This is a genomic window from Bacillus sp. EKM202B, from assembly GCF_011066025.1.
Classification (GTDB): Bacteria; Bacillota; Bacilli; order Bacillales; family Bacillaceae_G; genus Bacillus_A; species Bacillus_A toyonensis.
In genome coordinates, this window is sequence record NZ_JAAMNK010000052.1 from 1 (window position 1) to 18,342 (window position 18,342).

Below are 18,342 nucleotides of genomic sequence, written 5' to 3' on the forward strand. Positions count from 1 at the left end.
ATAAATTAGAGTTCGATAGAACTCTTTACTTAGGAATCCCCCTCTTCTAAACGAAGTGAAAGTGGGGGTAGTTCAATAGTTTTATTTTTAAGTTGTTTATAGCCAACAATAAATTCTTCAAAAAAAGATTTTAAAGCATTCCATGCCACACAAGAGAGTTAACAACATAAAAATAGTGCTAACTCTCTTAATTGAATATTAGCAATAGTAAGTCAAAACATTATCAATTTACTATATATTACATATGTGTAAAAATAATAACATAAGCTTTTTCAAATCTTTCACCTAATAAAGATTTGAAATTAGCACTTCATTAATCTCCTTACTGTTAATATGCCTGGAAAAAGAACCCCATAGGGTTCTTTTTCTGTTCATAATATAAAATCTTATGTTATGAACAGAAAAAAGAAGAGGGATCTCTCTCCTCTTCACCAATAAAATTGAACATATTTAAAATTAAGGAAGGGTATACATTCATCAAGAGATGAAAGGAACAATAATAGTTCACCTAGTGAATTATAACATAAATTCATCCCTATCGATAGATAATATTAACATTTATGGAATTATCGTGACATAAATGTTAAATATCTTAATATTAAAAGGCTTTATATGTATACAACTAGAAAGTGAATAGTGTAGGGATAAAATATAAGGGGGATATATCATGTTTACAAACAATCAAAAATTAGTAACAACCGTAACAGCTTTAACATTAGGATGTGGATTCACTTTCGGATTAACACCAGCCTTTGCAGATTCTAATAATTCTTCTGGAAGCGCTACACCTGTTCACTCTATTCAAAACCAAGAGCAAGAACCTTTTACTGGATATGTTATCTCGGTAGACAACAATTATTTAGTAGTTGCAGCTACTTCTACAAAAGATGAAGCACTTGCTTATCAAACTGATTGGTGGGAGTTAGTTTCCCAAAATAAGATTCTAAGAGTTCCTGTTTCCAATGGTGAAAACTACAAATTAGGTGAAAAATTAAACATATATGCAGATGCATGGACAAAATCTCTACCACCAATCGCTGTTATGCCTACAATTGAAAAAGTATTTCAGTAGGTAATATTTCCGATAATAAATCTATCCCATTTAAAAAGGAGTCGTTATTCGACTCCTTTTTTCTTTTGACGTTTTCCAGAATTCTTTCCCCTCTCGTACATCTAATATTGGATAACCCGCTTTTTCCTCACCAGCTAAAGCAGTTTTCACCTCATACTCTCAATAACACTTATCAAAAATAATATATAAAGAGGGCTAAAAATGGGCTATGGGTACTTTCTTGTAAGTGCACAAGAATAAAATCTAGATACACAGATTGAAGAGCTCATGAAATATAGCGTAGATGAAATTATTAAAGAAAAAATAAAGGTATGTGAAATTATTAAATTAATTATAAACATAATTTTTTATCAAATGGAAAAGCCAAATGAACCCCACTATACATTTAGAACCCCTTTACACTTTTTACAAATATTGTTATAATTAGATAAACCAAAGCATTACCCCATTAACAAAGGGACTCCATAATTGGAGTCCCTTTGTTAATTAGCTATTAAAAATGATCAGCATGTGAGTATTGTATAATTTCTTCCTGTTTTAGAGCATGTTATGTATCACCTGTATTGTTACTAAATGATAATTCTATAGCTAATCCTAATGTCGCTAACACAAGCTTCTTCATTATTTTAACGCCCCTTTGCTTATTAATTTTTGTTTCGCTTCGTAACATACATCAAAATAATCACTAACTTTTTCATGTTCATTCAATTTGCGGAAGCGAACAGGTTCTGCTGCAAAGTTTGAAAAAGATTGAATTGATATTAAACAACGTCAAGCTGAAGGTTATAAGGAGGAATTATTATGGGCTTTGGTGGTAGCTGCGGTGGCGGCTGTGGCTTTGCAGGAGGATTTGCTTTATTAGTTGTATTATTTATATTATTAATTATTGTTGGAGCTTCTTGCTTCTGCTAAAAACTATGGGAAAAGACACTCTTATTTGGGTGTCTTTTCTTTATAAAAAAAGAAGCGGCCTTGTTTTTTCATTAAGGATGCTTCTTTTTTCTGCTTATGTTATAAACCCTTTCCAGAACCACCACTAACTCATTTATATAATTATCGTTAACGGAAGTTTCTACGTACTAAATAAAAAGCTAAGGAACCCATAATAATAGGTGTAACCAAACTAGAAGAATATGCACTAGTAATAGTAAAAAGAGAGAGTATAAATATATAGACCACAGCTAGTCCTATAAATACAGGAAGTCCAAATCGAAACTTCCTACATTGTTTTATGTTCCTGTATAATACTTCTCCAATTAGGCAAACTACAAGATCTAGTATACTACCAAATATGATGAGAATTATAATGAATCCAACTATGTTAGGCAAATCGTCCTGGTACGAATAACCAGTGTTTGAAATATACGGTATTAAGAACCACATGATAATAAAAGTAAGCAGACTTGCAGCATAACTAATTAAAAATTTTCCCAATGTAATCATCCTCACAATTTTCTAATATAATCTTCCTTGTATGACATACCGTCCTATTATTGGTAGCAAGAAAAAAGGTGGACCCCTACTCTAAAAATTCATCCACTCTTTCATTATGTGCTTCTATACTTGATTTGTTTTCTTTGCTCTTGCAAACTTCCACAAAGCTACAATTAGTATGAGGAGTGGTATTCCCTGAATGAAGAGAAATCCTCCCGAAAAATAAAGCACACGACTGACTAGAGGAGGAGCTGTTGCCGAATCACCGGCAACATAAGCTCCATAATTAGCCACGACACCTGCATAATTAGCTATTCCCCCTATAAAAAAAGCCACTGGACTTGTAAGTAGATTTATCCCTAAACAGGCCATTATCAACGATAGGTTTTTAGCCTTAATTTTTGATGAACTAGACAAGAAAAAGAAGAATATTGCAGTGCCGAATATAAGAAACAGTGGTACATAATAAATTCCCATAATACCCCTCCATGGCTTAAATTGTACCATCAGCAAGGATAAATTTAAACAAATAGGATATTTATGTAAGTCAGATATAGTGTCTCATTGTTATGCAATATATTACCTTCATACCCTAAATCTTTCATTCCACTTTTGTTGTGAGCTTCACAAATTATTCCTAAAAGAATATCACAAATCTCAGTATATCTATTTACTTTAAAAGTCGGATATATTAATATAACAAATGTCATAAACACATAGGAGGGGAATGGAAAAGATGTTACAAAAACTAAAAAAAATTGTGGTTGTTGCTGCTGCAGCTGTTATGTTATCTGCTGGTTTCGCAACAATTGCTCCGAAGGAAGCTTCTGCACATTGGGCAGACAAACAAATGAATTGGGCTATGAGTGAAGGGTATCTTAAATCTGACATGCGTGATAGTCTAGCCACTCGACAAGATGCTTGGTTAATACTTTCTCGTTATTATGGCGGGAAACGGGATTTTTCTTACGAACAAGCACGTCAGTTTGTAATAAGAAATGGTATTTCTGACGGATCTCGTGGAACTAACTGGATTACTCGTAATGAAATGGTAGGCATGCTCTATCAAAAATATAATTGGACCAAGGCATGGACTCCTGAAGGTGGATTCAGTAAAGCAAATGCGTGGGGAAAAGCTAGAGGTCTTTTTGACGGCACTCGTGGAAACGACTTTGCAACAAGGGCTGAAGTTATTACTATACTTTACAGACACGAATTCTTCTGGTTATACTAAGAGATATAGAAAAAAGGGTGCTCACATTATGAGCACTCTTTTTTTTATTTCACATACACATAAGCTTCATTTGCTGTTACATAGTATGTTTTACTTTTGCTATTGTGAACTTTATATTGTGACGATCCATTAACAGTTACCTTCGCATCAATCGTAAATCCTAAACCTGCATCTACAGAACCAGCAACATCTTTGTCCTGCCAAGATGGAGCACCATAGAAACGTAGATTGTTAACTTTTGAAACAACACGCTTTCCAACAATAGAAGAATTTACTGTGCTTTTCTTGTTAAACTTCACATAAGATGGATCGTTCTTAATCCACTGATCTCCACCGAGATTTAACCAACCATCCTTTTCCGCCCACACAATATAAGATTCTGGTTTGTTTAGTTGACGAATCTTAGAATAGCTTGTACCTGGTCCTTTACGTAAGTTGACGTTGTAACCTTCAATATAGGCGATACCGTCTGTTACTGCTGTCGGTACTTCTTCTGGTTTAGATGGCTTTTCAGGGACAGAAACATCTACATTAGAATTATTGTATGCTCGTTGTACATCTGCTCTAAATTGAGCTTCTGAAACGCCATGAGACTTTAAGTAATCAAATTGAAGACGTAATACATTAAAGATATGAATTTCAGACACAGCGTGCATTACTACCTAATACTAAGGATCAACCATATATACATTAAAAGGTACACTTTTTGGGAGTATAACTAAGCTACTAAAATCCTCGTTTCAAAAGGTATTAAAAATATTTTTGATACACTTCAAAAGTTATGTATACCTTTGGATCTTTTCTAATAATATATCATTTACATCTACTATTGAATAATACTCCGCAATTCCGTCAAAACTATAAATAACCAAGTCTCCAATTCCCCTGGAGCTGAGCAGTTAGTTCAATCTAACTGCTCTTTTTCTTTTTATCGTCACCTTTCCATTGCACATCCATATGTTGTATAGAGATATCTCCTTTTAAATTGTCATTGATGCCTCTTTCAAGTCCTAATACACATGTTAAAAAGAGCACTTTACAAAAGCGCTCTTTTTACTTTGCCAGCCACTGAACCTATAATGAAGTCAGATTTTAACTTATGAATAATTTACGGAATCCTTTCCAATAATACGAATAGATTGGTAACAGCCAATCTGTATCCATAATGAATCTCTAATTTTCTTGAATTCTCCCTGAGACAAGGTAGCTATTTTTTAGCTACCTTCTTGTATGAACTGCAAACATATGCACATACTATTAACGGAATGCTTGAATCGTTGTCATTGAAAATGTTCAGCACTTCCGCTCCTTAAGAGAACAGTCCACGCAACTGTTCTCTTTTTTATTTTTCTATAAATATCAAATGAAAAAGCATAATTGACTCCTCAACGATCAATAGCATTGTAACATACTCAACATTTCCTCAACAAATTCTCAATATTTTTCATGGACAATAGCACACTTTCTCAACAGTTTTAATATCTTAATATTAAATACTGCAAGGAGGTATTAAAAATGACTTGGTTTATTATCATAGGATTTATGCTTATTTTAAGTATAAGCGGTTTTCATGCACGTAGTATTCATATCATTTTCAAGATAGGTTCAGATACAAAAGCTGTGCCAAGTTGGTCTTTCGTTAATGGAATAAGCTTTCAAACATTTAAAGAATTAATAAAAAGACCGAATAAGGAAAAACTCAAAAACCTTACAATAGGAGAACTTGTTATCCCTTTAAGTTTCTTTAACAGATTATTTGGCAAAACGTTAATTTTTCTATTCCTATTCTTTTACTCTCAATACTTAAACTAAACGCAATATGGAATGAGTTAAAAACTAACAATCGCTAAGCGTAGCAAACCACCGATCACCTATTATGAACTGGTCCCAAAATTTAGACAAAAAATTAAGCGGCTATTTGAATGTGAGTCCGGTATTGTACTGGACTCATTCTTTTTAACTTCGCTTTAATTCTTTAGTGATTATAAAAATCTATATAGTTATCTGATTCCATACTTCGAATTCTTTAAGGTAAATTACTTTGGCTTAGTCTTGTTCTGTAATTTCATCTCTTTTTGAACTAAAACCTTTAATTTTTTTAAATAATCAATTTCCATACGTAAACGTTCATTTTCTTCTTGTAATGCCTCTACTTCAATAGCTAGATTATTTAACCTTGGTCTTGTATTTGCATTTTCCATAGCTGGACCCCCTTTCTTCTTCTCATATAGGAAATCCACGCCTTTTAAATCATATATTTCCTACCACCTACGAACTATTCCAAGAAATCCCTTAACAAAAACTGTTTATCTATTATTTATTTCATTAATCGTTATTCTGTTTCTAAAAATTTCAGATAAATCCGTTGAAAAGTGCCCTCTGTATTCATTCCATATTTATCTTTTGTAAATGAATCGAGGTACATAGTATATCCAACACATTTATAGGCCTTAATAGTATTTTTAACAAGATCTTCTTGAATTTAAATAGACATGCCACTTTAATCTGTCAACCCCAGCTATATTGATAAATATGAAACATCTAATTTATTTGACATTTCAATGACTTATAACAGGAAAATATATACATTAAATGAAACCTGATGTATCTTTGCTTTGTAAGTCATAGTTAGTTGGCCAACTTTCAATGCAATTTAACTATAAAAAGTAAGGGGGACCTAAAATGAATCAAGTATTAAAGAAAAGTAAGAAAAAAATGATGTATCTAGCTGGTTCACTTCTAATTTCTCTATCAATGTTTTCAACTACAAGTTTTGCAGCTACAGAAGGTGCTGTAAAAAGTGTTACAAATAGTAACTATACCGGGATTGCAGCTGATATAAATCTACCAAAGTCAGTTGTTGTTAAGGATGGATATGTGAATTGGTATTTAGGTATTGGAGCATCTAAAGTTGAAGGTGGTATTTCAAAAACACCAAGTGGATATAAAGTGTTTCTTAATTCAGGATATAATGAATCAGGTCAAAACAGTAAGTATTGGAATACACAGTATGATACATCAATTAAAGACGGTGATCGAGTAAATCTTAAATTAGTTAATAACGGAAATGGTACGGTTACTATGTATGTAAATGGAAGTCCTAGATACGCAAATCAGCCTATATATGGTACATTTTCTCAATATGAACCAGTAAAAATGGTCCAGGGTGTGGAGGATACTGGACGTAATTCTTTTAGCCAATCTAGCTTTTCAAACGTGCTACTAAGAGCAGATATGTCTGGATCTACCTACAAAAGTTGGAACAGTTCAATTTCTTCTTCATTCTCTAGACACGGTACTTATGGTAACAATTTCACAGTTTATTCACAAGTACCGTTAAGCGCAAGTTTACGTTAAGTATGCTATTTGCATAATAATGTTTTTGAGAAAAAAGTAGCTGTACTTTTGTGCAGCTATTTTTTATATGCAATAAATCAGTAATAGATATTCGATCCGCCATTAATACCCCTTTTATACTTTGACTTCTTTGAATTTAATAGCACTTTATCATTTTAGCCAAGAAGACTCTTTCCTCAAGGAACGCGAAGTGAGTAGGTGGGAGATGAATTGGCTAAAATGATAAATAAACCAATCGATATTGGATTTTCTCCTGATAGTCAGTTTGCGTATATACTAAACATTTCAACTGATTCAATGGAAATTTCTACACTTAATCTTCTAACTCAAACCATTTCCAATACTATTTCACTTGGGGGATTTGGCTTTTCAAGTATAGCCATTGATTCAATTGGACAATACGCTTATATCGTAAATACTATAGCTTGGAGTATTATACAAGTGGATCTAAATATAGGAAATATCGTAGCAGAACATCCTACTTCAAGCGATTATCCAAATATTGTACAAATCAGTTTACTTGACGGATTCGCTTATGTTACAGGAGAATTTCCAGGGTCTGGGACAGCTCTTATAGTTATAGACTTGTCCACTTTTCATGAGGTTGGGACCATCCTTACTGGAACGTATTACAACTCGTTCCTTTCTCTTTCCCCTATCGAATTATTATAGAGGAAAGGAGATGTATGCATGGAAATCCTAGGACTAGATACCCGTGCATTAGCCACGTTAGGTGCACTTGAATACACAAATCGTCGCAATAAATTAATAGACGACTCAGAGAATAGCATATACGAGTGTAAAGAAATGAAAGAAATACTTCAATCACTTCCTAAAGAGAAGCGGATTGAGGTTCTTGAGAATCAAGCTTACTTTGAAGCAGTGGCAAAGATGATTGAACAAAACAATTTAATTCTTTTAGAACAAATGAAAGCTCTACAATTAATTCAGAAATAATAAACTAATGATCAATTAATTCTACATATACTTCCATAATTAATGTATCTTTATCTATACAACCAGCCCTTGCTTTTCAGGGGCTTTTGATAAGTTCTATCAAAAATAAATAGGTAGACCTTATTTCATTACACTCCTTTCAAATATACAGAAATTCTATGAGCAATTTTTTCTTATTTACACAGTATTTCTTACAAAATAAAATTATTATATAGAAATGAAATATTCCCCAGCTTTATAAAAGGAACCTTTTTTACATATTATTAACCTAACAACCTAAAATTTCTACAATTTGAGGAGCTTTAGCATTTTCAATATAATAATATACTTCTAATCCTCTTCTTTCTGCGCTAAGTACAGTTCCTCTCAATTTTGATAAATGCTGCGAAACAGTGGATTGAGGGAGCCTTAATATTTCCGTTAGCTGTGTAACATTGCATTTTTTATGATGCATTAATTCATTTACAATTTGTAATCGTACTGGATGAGATATAACCTTTAATAAGTCTACATTCTCTTCCCAGATTTCTTTTATATCCCAATTATTATTCAATGCTATCATTTCACATTCCCCTTTATTATTTATTTCTATTTTCCTATTATCCTTATACATAGTACTTATAGATAAATACCTTTTATCCTGTTGAGAAAATATTTTCCATCTGCTTTATAGCCTAAACAAGAGATTATTTTCAAAAATAGTAATAATAAATACTATTTAAATAACAATTAATCCAATTAAAATTAACAGAATATTACGTCTCTTGTTGAAAAATGCTGTTTAATAGATTTTAATAGGGTAAAACTCTGCTATGATACTAATTGCTGTATAGTATCTATTGAGAGGATGAGACTGAGCAATGAATGTTCAATTAAAAGGGCACGAACAAATAAATTATTTACTAAATGAATGGTATCAAGAAATTAGAGCTCGACATGTAGATGCCGCTCAATTACTGAAACAAGAAATTGAAAATAAAATCCAAGATATAGAAGGAAATCAAAACATACTATTATACTACTCACTTGTAAATTTTAGACACCAATATCTAGTTGATAGTTTAAGTATTTCTAAAGATAGTTTTAAGCAATGTGATACTTACGAGACCCCTACAGATGACTTCCTTTCATACTATTATCACTTCTTTAAAGCCATACATTCGAATGTTACGGGTAATCATAACCTTGCAAGAATACATTTTGATAAAGCTGAAAGTATATTATCGACAATCCCTGACGAAATTGAACACGCTGAATTTCATTATGAATTGGCTGTTTTCTACTGTCATACACATAAATCGATCTTATGTATTAATTATGTAATGAAAGCTAAAGATATCTTTTCAAAACATATGGGATATGATTTAAAAGTTGCCTTTTGCAATAACTTATATGGGCTGGCATGTACTCATTTAAGAGAGTGGGAATTAGCCGAAGAACATTATATTTCAGCGATGGATACATTCCAGAAGGAAAATTTAGAATACAATATATTAATTGTCCGTCACAATCTAGGATTTATGTATGCTACACAAGACCTCTCTGAGTTAGCATTACGATATTTATCTGAGGTTAATCAAAAGCTGCCAAGTGATTATAAAGCTTTATTTATTGAGGCGAGAGAACATTATAAATTAGGAGCAAACCAAGTAGCTCAAGAGCTAATTGAAAAAGGGATACAACTTTCCACCCAGTTAGGTATTGAAGGTTATATACATCACTTTAATATTTTAAAAAAAATGAACCTTAATAGTTGTGCAAATGATGTAGAAAAAGCTATTTTAGAAGGAATCTCCTATTTTGAACGCGAAGAATTATATGAGTATATAAATGAATATGCTGAAAAATTAGCAACCCAATTTTACAAAGAAAATAATCATGCAAAAGCAAGCTATTACTTTTATGAAGCTAGTAAAGCCAGTGAAAAAAAATTTAAAAAAGGAGCATTAAAATGAGAAAATTAGCGATTAGCTTACTTGGTATCTTAATTGTTGTCACAGTAACTCTTGGATCAAGTTCTTCAACAGACACTCAAAGTACTGTAAATATTATTAAATATTCACATGGACATACTGGATGATGAAAGGAAGGATCTTACCTTCCTTTTTTTATTTTTAAAATTAAAAATGTATAGCGTGTTAGTAATAGATATTTGAGTGATCATAAGTGACATTTTTCATACTTTGGCTTCTTCTAATTTAATGACACTTTCTTCCTTGCTTGTCTTATCATTGAATTTAACGTATCGAGATTAATCTTCTATTTACTTGAACGTATGTTACCTTTTTGCTAAGAGTGGCTAAAATAATAAAATACTTTTAAGTTTAATTCAATTGTATCCAGGCTAGATAACATATTATTTAACCAAATAAAAACTCTACCAAATCATTAAAAGATTCTCCTTTCCCCTATTGAATTATTGTAAGAGGCAAGGAGATGTATGCATGAAAATTCTAGGACTAGATACTCGCGCATTAGCGACTTTAGGTGCACTTGAATACACAAATCGTCGCAGCGAATTAATTTAAAAATCAGATATCTACATGTATGAGTGTACAGAAATGAAAGAATACTTCAATCACTCCCTAAAGAGAGGCGGATCGAGGTTCTTGAGAACCAGGACATTGTAGTATCAATTCATCATGAGGCTTAAAGATTTCTCCTTATTAATAGCTGCTTTTGATTTGATTCTCAAAATCTGGAAGTGTTTTATCAATATACATAAGCGTTCTCGTGTTTGTGATTCCCCATTCAGCTTTAAATACTTAATTTGTAGCTACGTGGGCTGGCAGGATCGCTTTCCCATAGAAAACAGTTGTGTTTTGGTTATACTTGTACTATAGACAAGCACAAGTCTTTAAAACGCCTATATGTTCCTTAAAAATAAAATATCATTTTACCAATAGCCGAATTCACACTATCGGTAAAATGATATCTGTCGTCAAAAAAGACGCTAAAACATATGAACACGCAACGCTCTGTACGATATGGTTATAGTACCATATCTCACGAACCTAAATGGTCTGTCGTGAGAATGATGATGGCACACCGCAATGCACGTCAGCGATATCAGAAATGGACTTCGCCTTTGATAGTAAGAATCCGACTGGCGTTAGTCAACTTACCCATTTAGAGGTGGAAGTGTCAAAAATGTTCCTAAAGATAATACTCCGACTAATAATACTTCCCATAATTAAAATACCTGAACAGTTTTAGGAAATGTTCAGGTATTCTAATTATTTAAATGTTACGTTAAACGGATTCGTATATACGTCACCCATAGGTGTCAATTTGTCCCAATCCCAGCCATCTTGAATACCTTTAAACACCATTACTTTAGTACGGAATTTTTTTGTTACATTGTGGTCCCAAACTTCCCAAATGTCAGGGAATGTTGTGTCATAGCTAATTGAGCGAGTTTCCCCTGGTTGAAGCTTGATGATTGTAGAATATTCAATGAATCCGAATCCACCGTCTGGATATTGTTTTTCAAGCATTTCAACAACCGTCATTGGATAGCTGTTATTGTTTTTGATTTTTAATACAGCTTCTTGTGGAGCTGTGTAATTGTTTTGTGTCATGTTTACACTTATACCTTGATGAGAAGCTGCCGCTGCTTTTGATACAGGTTTAACTAACTCGATCGTAGCTAAACCTCCTAAAGCGATTGCTGAAGCCAACATCGTCATACCAATTTTCTTTTTCATTGTTTTCATGTGAATTTCCCCCAATGTTTAATTAATTATTTGCTGATTTTGAACATTTCGCCAGTAAAGTATGTGTAATTTATTTGACCTTCAACTTCCCAACTATACTGCATTACTGCTACGTAATTGCCTGGGTCGTAAGCTGAAGTAATTGGTGTTGTAAATGTAGCTGTGTTTTCATTTGAATCTGAATCAGTAATTGTTTTGTAGCGAGCTAATGAGAAATCCTCCATTACACGGTAAATTTTAACCGTTGCTTGAGAACGAGCACCAAGATTGGCTTTGATGTTAATTGTTTGTCCATGTTTTAAATTTCCAAGATTTAAATTAGCATTTTCTGTTACGTTGTGTAACTCTGGGAAATATTTATAAGGCCAATTATCAGTTACAGCTGCTTGTGCTTGTGTTGAAGGTTGTAATAATTCAACTGCTGTAATTCCTCCTAAAGCTAATGTTCCTGCTAATGCCATTACTTTAAATGATTTCATGTGTTATGTCCCCCAAAATTTTGTAATTGGTAGCAATTTACCGACATGCTCAGGTCGTCAAGTTTATTTCTCACGTTGGAAGCTATATGTAAGTTTTCTTTTTTACCTTTTGCAACGTACAGAGTTGTGAATTATCACCATACTTATTTTTCAAATTTAAAAAATCTCTGTGTTGCAAAAATATAAACTTCCCTCTAAAATATCTAAACTTGTTCTGTACTGAAAAATTTGATTAACATTACAAAAATTTCTTTTCAGAACAATCCCATTATATCACAATTAAGTAATATAAAATTATTTTTTGTAATTTTTTTTATTTATAGCATTTAAAGGTAATTATCATAACTTTTTAAATTGTATTTATGTTATAAATAGATATTGATTTATGTAATATACAAATAATTTTATGTTAACAATAAAAAATATTCATGGTCACAAATACACTAATTGCTCCCAGCATAATTTAGATATAGAACATTTACACACATGGAATAGGATCAAAAAATGTAAAATTTAGCTAAACTCCCATTCCTAATTTTAAAAATTTGCACTCCCCTTCGGCCTAAGATTTCTTCAAATCTTGAATAGTTTATATCACTACTTTATTTATGTAGAATTGCATATCACCCTCTATTGAAAATTGTTCTCGTTGTAACTATAATAGTTTCAGGGATTGCTATTTTCACTTTTTTTTCCAATCTCACAATATATTAAAGGAGGAACTAGTATTATGAAAAAACTTATTTTAGCAGGGGCACTAGGAATTGCAGTACTATCAGGTATGAACTTACCAGGAGCAGAGGCATCAAGAGCCAGTGCAGCAACTACGAATTTAGAAATTCAAGAAGTTACAAAATATTACTCTATGAGTTCTTATGAAGTGTCCCAAAAGGAAACATTTAATCTCAATAAAGGAGAAGAACTGACAGTCTTTGTACAAAATTCTGGGTTCCCAATTTCTTATACAGTCTTTAATGCAGATAACCAAGTAATTGGCACCTACAATGCTAATTCACCATATGGTCGAGTATTCAAAGCACAAAAAGACGGTAATATTTCTGTACAATTTCAAGCAGGTGTAAATTCTTCGTATATGAAGAAAATGAATTTCACAGCTAAATTCGCTGTTTCTAAACTTAATTAGCAATCAAAATTTCACTATCTTCTTTCAAAAAATAAAAAGGTATATCCTGTTGAAAGGATATACCTTTTTATTTTTTTAATTTTATCAATTTAGCCAATTCATCTCCCACCTACTCACTTCGCGTTCCTTGAGGAAGGAGTCTTCTTGGCTAAATTGATAAAAAAGCTTTATAAAATTGAATAATCCGACACCTTATTGATTTTATTGAATTTTAAACTCTCCAATTAATTCTTGTAACTCTTGTGACAGCCAACTTAATGATGTTGCTAGTTCTGCAATGTCTTGTACATACATTTCTTGCTCTTTCATACATATCTCAACATTTCTACTGCTATTCGCATATGTATTTGCACCATGTAATAATTCATCTACACTCTTTACAATGGTTTGACTATTTTCTAATATATAGCTTGAATAATTCGAAGTCGCTTTAATTTGATTTGTAACAGATTTTGAGATTTTTTCGAAGAAAGCACCACTACTTTGAACAAGTGTTATTCCTGATTCCACTTCCTTTGAACTCTTCTGTATGGATATTACAGCCACCTCTGATTCAGCTTTAGTTTCACCAATTAATTTAGCTATATCCTTTGCATATGCCTCGGTTTTTTTTGATAATTTACAAACCTCATCCGCAACAACTAAAAATCCTCCACCATTCTCCTCAACGCTTGAGGCTTCAGTAGAAGCATTTAAAGCTAATAAACTCGTTTGATTTGAATTTTTTATAATTACATCCAGAATCTCACTAATTTCTTTAAATTGTGTTTCTAATACATAAATAATAGAAGGTAAATTTTGAATTGTATCTCGGATTATTTCCATTTGATTAACAATTTGTTTAGTTAAATCATTCCCTTCTACAGTTTGCCATTCCATGCCTTCCGAAGCAGTCGCAACTTGTTTTGCAGCCCCTGTCATTTCTTCCATCTTACTTTCCATTTCTTGAACAATTCCTAAATATTGCTGCACTACATATTCTTGATCATGTGCTCCCAATTTTAATCCTGCAATAGAACTTGTAATCTTTTGCACTGCCATACTATTCTCTTTTGTACTTACCGACAATTCCCGTGAAGATGTCGAAACCTGTTCAGCAGTCTGCCTTACTTTATCTATAATCCCATTAAACGTTTCAATAGTGCTATTAAAGTAAGTATTAGTTATCCCTATATCATCTGATCTTTCATTTAACCTAATACTTAAATCCCCTTCACCAACTTTACGTAACCCTTCTTGTAAATCCTTTAAAGGTGATAGAGAATTGCGTGAGATAAATATTTGAATCGTAATTGCGATTGTTAATGAAATTATAATAAACAACAAACCTTGCACCATAAAGTTTTTCTTTGTAATAGGAATAATAGAAGCGTCCAAATCCGCTGCAACAATTGCAATTATATTTTTATTTTCATCTGTAATTGGCTCTAAAATTGTTACCCAGAAACCTAACTCATCTTCATACACTTCTGTCATTTGTGCCTGTTTCGTTTTCATTACTTTATCGTATGTCTTCATCCAATGAGTAGGCTGCTCATAATAGTCACCTGGTTTTACAGAAACTGCATTTGCTAATTCTGTATCCAAACCTACTATTTGTAATTCAACTTTATCATTTAGCTTTGCCCCTGTAACATATGTTTGGCCGACACTTTTCAAATCTTTTGTAGATTTATCTAATTGCTCTGTCAGTTTTTCTTTCTTCACTCTTTGTGCTGTGGGATCTTTTGCTACATCTCTCACTATTTCTACATCTAATTGATTCCTTACTGTATCTCCTGTTTCAAAAGACTGCCTCTCAAATATAGACATCATACTATTTTGAAACATATTAAAACTTAACGCCCCCATACTTCCCACAAGCGTCAAAATCACTAATACCGTTAGTAATATATTTTTTTGAAGCAACGATAGCTTATGCCAATATTTTTTCATTAACCTCACCTTTCTTAATTTCAGCAATACAAAATAACAATAATATTTTAAAAGAAAACTCTATTCCCATAATTAATCTAAGCATTAAAACAATATACTAGTCATCCAACCAAACGTTCCAATTTATTTTTCGTTTGATAGGGTTTCTGTCCTTTTATCTTAATAGTTCCACTATATTTAAAATAATAATGAATGATTCTAAACTTTTATGTACATAAATCCAAAAGCATGGAATTGTAGTGAGCGTTAAAATACATCAAATTTGCACCTCTCCTATATATAACATCACTAAAGAAATACTTGATGAATAATAATACTAAATTTTATTTTCTTCTTTTTAAAGTCCCATCACGCTCTATTGTACAAATATCTGTTTTCTTATTTACAGTCGTACCTTTTATATGTCCAGCTGTTTCTGGAAATCTATAAGAAAAGATGTAAAACTTCTACTACTTCATCTTTTCCATTCTTAATGATATCTTCCGATGATTTTAAGAGGTTAGCCTACAATAATTGCTATAATGATTGCTGCACTACTAAGAATACTTTTAATTTCATATTTATCCCCTAAAGAATTTCACATTAGATTTGTTACAGTTCCCTCAGTAAGGATTTTTTGTAATATTATTAGTTTTAAACAAAGACTAGAATTCTTAAGAGCCTCATCCTTAGTTATCTTTATCTTGAGTAACAACACCAAACCAGACTGTTTGGTGCAGTTTCCTATTTTATAACCATTTTCCTTATTTTTCTATAAAATTTTAATATTTACTTGTGCAAAGTAAACCTAGACTCTTTTTGCCGAATCAAATTTAGTTCTTCAATTATCTTAAATTCGTATGAAGTTTTTGTTTTACTGATTTTATTAGGAGTATTAGCGATATCTATAGTTGAAACAGTAATTTTTCAAGTATTTTTATTTTGGGTATTAAGTTGGGTTCCTTTTATTAAAAATTGGGATTATCTTATCATTTTAATAGCATCAATGATATTTGGATTAAATCATCCAAATGGTATTACTTATATAGTTGGTACAGCAATAATTGGCCTCTTATATAACGATGCTTATTAGTTAAATCAAAAGTAGAATGAAAAATATCAGGTTACACGATCTGCTTTTGGGGTTGTTTTTTGGATTCACTTATTACATAACTCTATTGCTTTTATAGCATCACATTTATAAATTATGTTTAGAACTTGTCAACAATAAGAGGAGCAAAATAGATGTTAAAGAAAAGTTATTTTATTGGAATTTCCAACTCTTGTTGTTTTAGTATGTTTATCCGTGAGGAATGAAGACTGGTTTTTATTTAATGTTTTTCAAAAGTAAAAAAGAGACCTACTAAAATAGGTCCCCTTTTTATTTTACATTTAAGTTTCATTGCTTTTTTGTTTTGAAATAGTAAAGTGTAAAATTGTATATAATGGCGTTTTCTTAACCTTACTATCAATAGCTAATTCGTGGATCTCAAAATTACTACTTTCTTAGCCCTATTATTCTGTTCCTTCTCCTAAAATTCCAATATCCCCATAACTTCTTTCGTAAATAGTTTAAAATCAGTTAAATGTTTTTCAATAATTTGACGAACAATATCTAAATTTACACTTTGATAATCATGAACAGCAATATTTCGAAATCCCACCATCGCCTTTAACTTATTTGCTAGCTCTGGGCTCAGTAATCCTGCTGTAACCAATAAGTCAAAAGCCTCTCGACTAGATTGGGGTAGTCCTAATTTTTTCCCAGCAACAATATGCATTGCTAGATCAATACTCGCTTCACAAGCTCTTTGTATATTCAATATTATTGAATCTTGCTTTGTGTAATCCTCCAAATTTTCAGGGTCATTTCCATATACATCTTGGATTCTTTTGATACAGCGCTCTATTGTGGAAATTTTATTTAAAATAACTTCATTCTTCATATATAGACCCTCTTTTCTTTATATCATCGAATACTATCTTGCGTTCCTCATTCAATTTTGAGTACATTTTTAAAGTTTTCATTTCAAAAATGATTTTCCGTTCTTCATCAGAACAAAATATTGTCTTTCCTGTATGTATAATCTGAGCTTGAAAAACTGTAGAAGCTTCGGATAAATCAACTAAATCAACATCTCTATGAACAATGTTAGCTAACTCCTGTGCTAATAGAAAACGTTCATAGTTCCCTAAAGTTGTGTCACTTAAATAAGCTATATCAATATCACTATCTTCCCGTTCTCTGTTCTCAGCCGTTGATCCAAACACAATTATCCAATAGGGATTCACCGTCTCTTGTAATTTTTCTATAATAGCTGTTATCATGCTTTGAAAAATCATATAATTCATCCCCCTTATTATACTTGAATTTTATTATATCATAACCATTATGAAATCCATTAAGCTACAACAAATACATAAACAAAATTAAACCTTCTTAGTACTTAAAGCACCTCAAAATTACGTGCTTATCCCTGTAAAAGCAAAAGACTGATAATAATTATCAGTCTTTTGCTTTTGAAACTCTAAATAAATAGGGGCTATATTTCTCTAACAATGGCGTCTTTTATATGTTAATTCACCTTTAATTTTTCTTTTACTTTTGTAGGGAGTTCGTCTTTCTTAACCTCTTCCCAAGATTTCACACCTTTTTCCTCAGAGTAGTATATAAGTAAAAATGCTTCTTTACGAAGATTTTTTAATACTGTAAACTCCATTTCTTTTTCCTTACCGTCTTTATCAATTCCAGACAATTTATATTGGTAAGTCGTATCACCATTAACATTTTTCTCTTTTAATTGTTCGCCATCCTTAGTAATTTGAACATAATATTTATCTGTACCAAGTCGATTTAAGTTACACCCCGTTGAACTACCCCCACTTTCACTTCATTTAGAAGAGGGGGATTCCTAAGTAAAGAGTTCTATCGAACTCTAATTTATTAGGCTATCTCCGCAGTCCTTGCGGTTAGAAGCCTTATCGCTTCATTCTTTAGATTGATACTTGCGTTAATATCCCTATCATGGTGTGTA

Annotated in this window: 18 protein-coding genes and 5 pseudogenes; 10 read left to right on the plus strand and 13 right to left on the minus strand. The window is 31.9% G+C overall.

Annotation, left to right across the window (positions count from 1 at the left end; all coding sequences use genetic code 11):
* The first annotated feature begins 667 nt into the window (after window positions 1-667).
* On the plus strand, window positions 668-1,072 hold the full coding sequence (locus tag G9F74_RS28180; RefSeq protein WP_016107616.1) for a DUF3221 domain-containing protein: 405 nt from the start codon (window positions 668-670) through the stop codon (window positions 1,070-1,072).
* A gap of 621 nt (window positions 1,073-1,693) precedes the next feature.
* Here G9F74_RS28180 and G9F74_RS30310 read toward each other — a convergent pair.
* Window positions 1,694-1,795 (minus strand): annotated as a pseudogene (locus tag G9F74_RS30310) (tetratricopeptide repeat protein); the annotation flags it as partial.
* Window positions 1,796-1,873: 78 nt separating this feature from the next.
* Here G9F74_RS30310 and G9F74_RS28185 point away from each other — a divergent pair.
* Window positions 1,874-1,984 (plus strand): YjcZ family sporulation protein, encoded by a 111-nt coding sequence (locus G9F74_RS28185; protein WP_000505681.1) that lies wholly within the window; start codon window positions 1,874-1,876, stop codon window positions 1,982-1,984.
* A 147-nt stretch (window positions 1,985-2,131) separates the two neighbouring features.
* Here the strand turns inward: G9F74_RS28185 and G9F74_RS30315 are convergent, their stop codons facing one another.
* Together G9F74_RS30315 and G9F74_RS28190 are read right to left on the minus strand one after the other, a co-directional pair.
* Window positions 2,132-2,506 carry a hypothetical protein gene (locus G9F74_RS30315; RefSeq protein ID WP_016107615.1) on the minus strand — a complete coding sequence of 125 codons (375 nt, stop codon included), beginning with the start codon at window positions 2,504-2,506 and terminating at the stop codon, window positions 2,132-2,134.
* A gap of 123 nt (window positions 2,507-2,629) precedes the next feature.
* On the minus strand, window positions 2,630-2,983 hold the full coding sequence (locus G9F74_RS28190; RefSeq protein WP_088054924.1) for a hypothetical protein: 354 nt from the start codon (window positions 2,981-2,983) through the stop codon (window positions 2,630-2,632).
* Window positions 2,984-3,242: 259 nt separating this feature from the next.
* On the opposite strand from G9F74_RS28190, the gene G9F74_RS28195 reads away from it, so the two are divergent.
* Complete coding sequence (locus G9F74_RS28195) at window positions 3,243-3,740, plus strand: hypothetical protein (RefSeq protein ID WP_016107613.1); 498 nt, start codon at window positions 3,243-3,245, stop codon at window positions 3,738-3,740.
* Between the two features lie 44 nt (window positions 3,741-3,784).
* Here the strand turns inward: G9F74_RS28195 and G9F74_RS28200 are convergent.
* A pseudogene (locus G9F74_RS28200) lies at window positions 3,785-4,345 on the minus strand (N-acetylmuramoyl-L-alanine amidase); the annotation flags it as partial.
* Window positions 4,346-5,255: 910 nt separating this feature from the next.
* Here G9F74_RS28200 and G9F74_RS28205 point away from each other — a divergent pair.
* The gene (locus G9F74_RS28205) at window positions 5,256-5,552 is read left to right on the plus strand and encodes a hypothetical protein (protein ID WP_016107611.1); all 297 of its coding nucleotides are present in this window, start codon (window positions 5,256-5,258) and stop codon (window positions 5,550-5,552) included.
* Window positions 5,553-5,646: 94 nt separating this feature from the next.
* On the opposite strand, the pseudogene G9F74_RS30630 reads toward G9F74_RS28205, so the two are convergent.
* A pseudogene (locus G9F74_RS30630) lies at window positions 5,647-5,754 on the minus strand (IS3 family transposase); the annotation flags it as partial.
* A 22-nt stretch (window positions 5,755-5,776) separates the two neighbouring features.
* Window positions 5,777-5,941, minus strand: a complete 165-nt coding sequence (locus tag G9F74_RS28210) for a hypothetical protein (protein WP_165406367.1) — start codon at window positions 5,939-5,941, stop codon at window positions 5,777-5,779.
* A 481-nt stretch (window positions 5,942-6,422) separates the two neighbouring features.
* On the opposite strand from G9F74_RS28210, the gene G9F74_RS28215 reads away from it, so the two are divergent.
* The 3 genes from G9F74_RS28215 (at window position 6,423) to G9F74_RS28225 (ending at window position 8,054) form a co-directional block, all read left to right on the plus strand.
* Window positions 6,423-7,097, plus strand: a complete 675-nt coding sequence (locus tag G9F74_RS28215; protein WP_165406368.1) for a hypothetical protein — start codon at window positions 6,423-6,425, stop codon at window positions 7,095-7,097.
* A gap of 210 nt (window positions 7,098-7,307) precedes the next feature.
* Entirely contained in the window at window positions 7,308-7,769 is a 462-nt protein-coding gene (locus tag G9F74_RS28220) for a YncE family protein (protein ID WP_225893316.1), read from the plus strand.
* Window positions 7,770-7,787: 18 nt separating this feature from the next.
* Window positions 7,788-8,054 carry a hypothetical protein gene (locus G9F74_RS28225; protein ID WP_000404246.1) on the plus strand — a complete coding sequence of 89 codons (267 nt, stop codon included), beginning with the start codon at window positions 7,788-7,790 and terminating at the stop codon, window positions 8,052-8,054.
* A 268-nt stretch (window positions 8,055-8,322) separates the two neighbouring features.
* On the opposite strand, the gene G9F74_RS28230 is transcribed toward G9F74_RS28225, so the two are convergent.
* Window positions 8,323-8,616 carry an ArsR/SmtB family transcription factor gene (locus G9F74_RS28230; RefSeq protein ID WP_165406369.1) on the minus strand — a complete coding sequence of 98 codons (294 nt, stop codon included), beginning with the start codon at window positions 8,614-8,616 and terminating at the stop codon, window positions 8,323-8,325.
* A gap of 298 nt (window positions 8,617-8,914) precedes the next feature.
* Between G9F74_RS28230 and G9F74_RS28235 the strand changes: the two genes are divergently transcribed.
* Window positions 8,915-10,009: a response regulator aspartate phosphatase gene (locus G9F74_RS28235; protein WP_016107605.1), complete on the plus strand. Its 1,095-nt coding sequence runs from the start codon at window positions 8,915-8,917 to the stop codon at window positions 10,007-10,009.
* A gap of 1,281 nt (window positions 10,010-11,290) precedes the next feature.
* Here G9F74_RS28235 and G9F74_RS28240 read toward each other — a convergent pair.
* Together G9F74_RS28240 and G9F74_RS28245 are read right to left on the minus strand one after the other, a co-directional pair.
* Window positions 11,291-11,770, minus strand: coding sequence for a hypothetical protein (locus G9F74_RS28240; protein ID WP_016107603.1), 480 nt, complete (start codon window positions 11,768-11,770; stop codon window positions 11,291-11,293).
* 26 nt (window positions 11,771-11,796) lie between these two features.
* Complete coding sequence (locus G9F74_RS28245; RefSeq protein WP_016107602.1) at window positions 11,797-12,249, minus strand: DUF5065 family protein; 453 nt, start codon at window positions 12,247-12,249, stop codon at window positions 11,797-11,799.
* A gap of 730 nt (window positions 12,250-12,979) precedes the next feature.
* Here G9F74_RS28245 and G9F74_RS28250 point away from each other — a divergent pair.
* On the plus strand, window positions 12,980-13,393 hold the full coding sequence (locus tag G9F74_RS28250) for a hypothetical protein (RefSeq protein WP_016107601.1): 414 nt from the start codon (window positions 12,980-12,982) through the stop codon (window positions 13,391-13,393).
* Between the two features lie 201 nt (window positions 13,394-13,594).
* Here the strand turns inward: G9F74_RS28250 and G9F74_RS28255 are convergent, their stop codons facing one another.
* On the minus strand, window positions 13,595-15,328 hold the full coding sequence (locus tag G9F74_RS28255; protein ID WP_097855112.1) for a methyl-accepting chemotaxis protein: 1,734 nt from the start codon (window positions 15,326-15,328) through the stop codon (window positions 13,595-13,597).
* Between the two features lie 850 nt (window positions 15,329-16,178).
* Between G9F74_RS28255 and G9F74_RS28260 the strand changes: the two are divergent.
* Window positions 16,179-16,511: pseudogene (locus G9F74_RS28260) on the plus strand (CPBP family glutamic-type intramembrane protease); the annotation flags it as partial.
* Between the two features lie 328 nt (window positions 16,512-16,839).
* On the opposite strand, the gene hepT reads toward G9F74_RS28260, so the two are convergent.
* From hepT to G9F74_RS28275, 3 genes and pseudogenes are all read right to left on the minus strand, one after another.
* Window positions 16,840-17,253 carry a type VII toxin-antitoxin system HepT family RNase toxin gene (hepT, locus tag G9F74_RS28265; protein WP_016107599.1) on the minus strand — a complete coding sequence of 138 codons (414 nt, stop codon included), beginning with the start codon at window positions 17,251-17,253 and terminating at the stop codon, window positions 16,840-16,842.
* A complete protein-coding gene (mntA, locus tag G9F74_RS28270; protein WP_000577221.1) occupies window positions 17,243-17,650 on the minus strand; it encodes a type VII toxin-antitoxin system MntA family adenylyltransferase antitoxin in 408 nt (135 codons plus the stop codon). Before mntA ends, hepT begins: the two co-directional genes overlap by 11 nt.
* A gap of 233 nt (window positions 17,651-17,883) precedes the next feature.
* Window positions 17,884-18,177, minus strand: a pseudogene (locus G9F74_RS28275) (YxeA family protein); the annotation flags it as partial.
* Window positions 18,178-18,342: the final 165 nt, after the last annotated feature.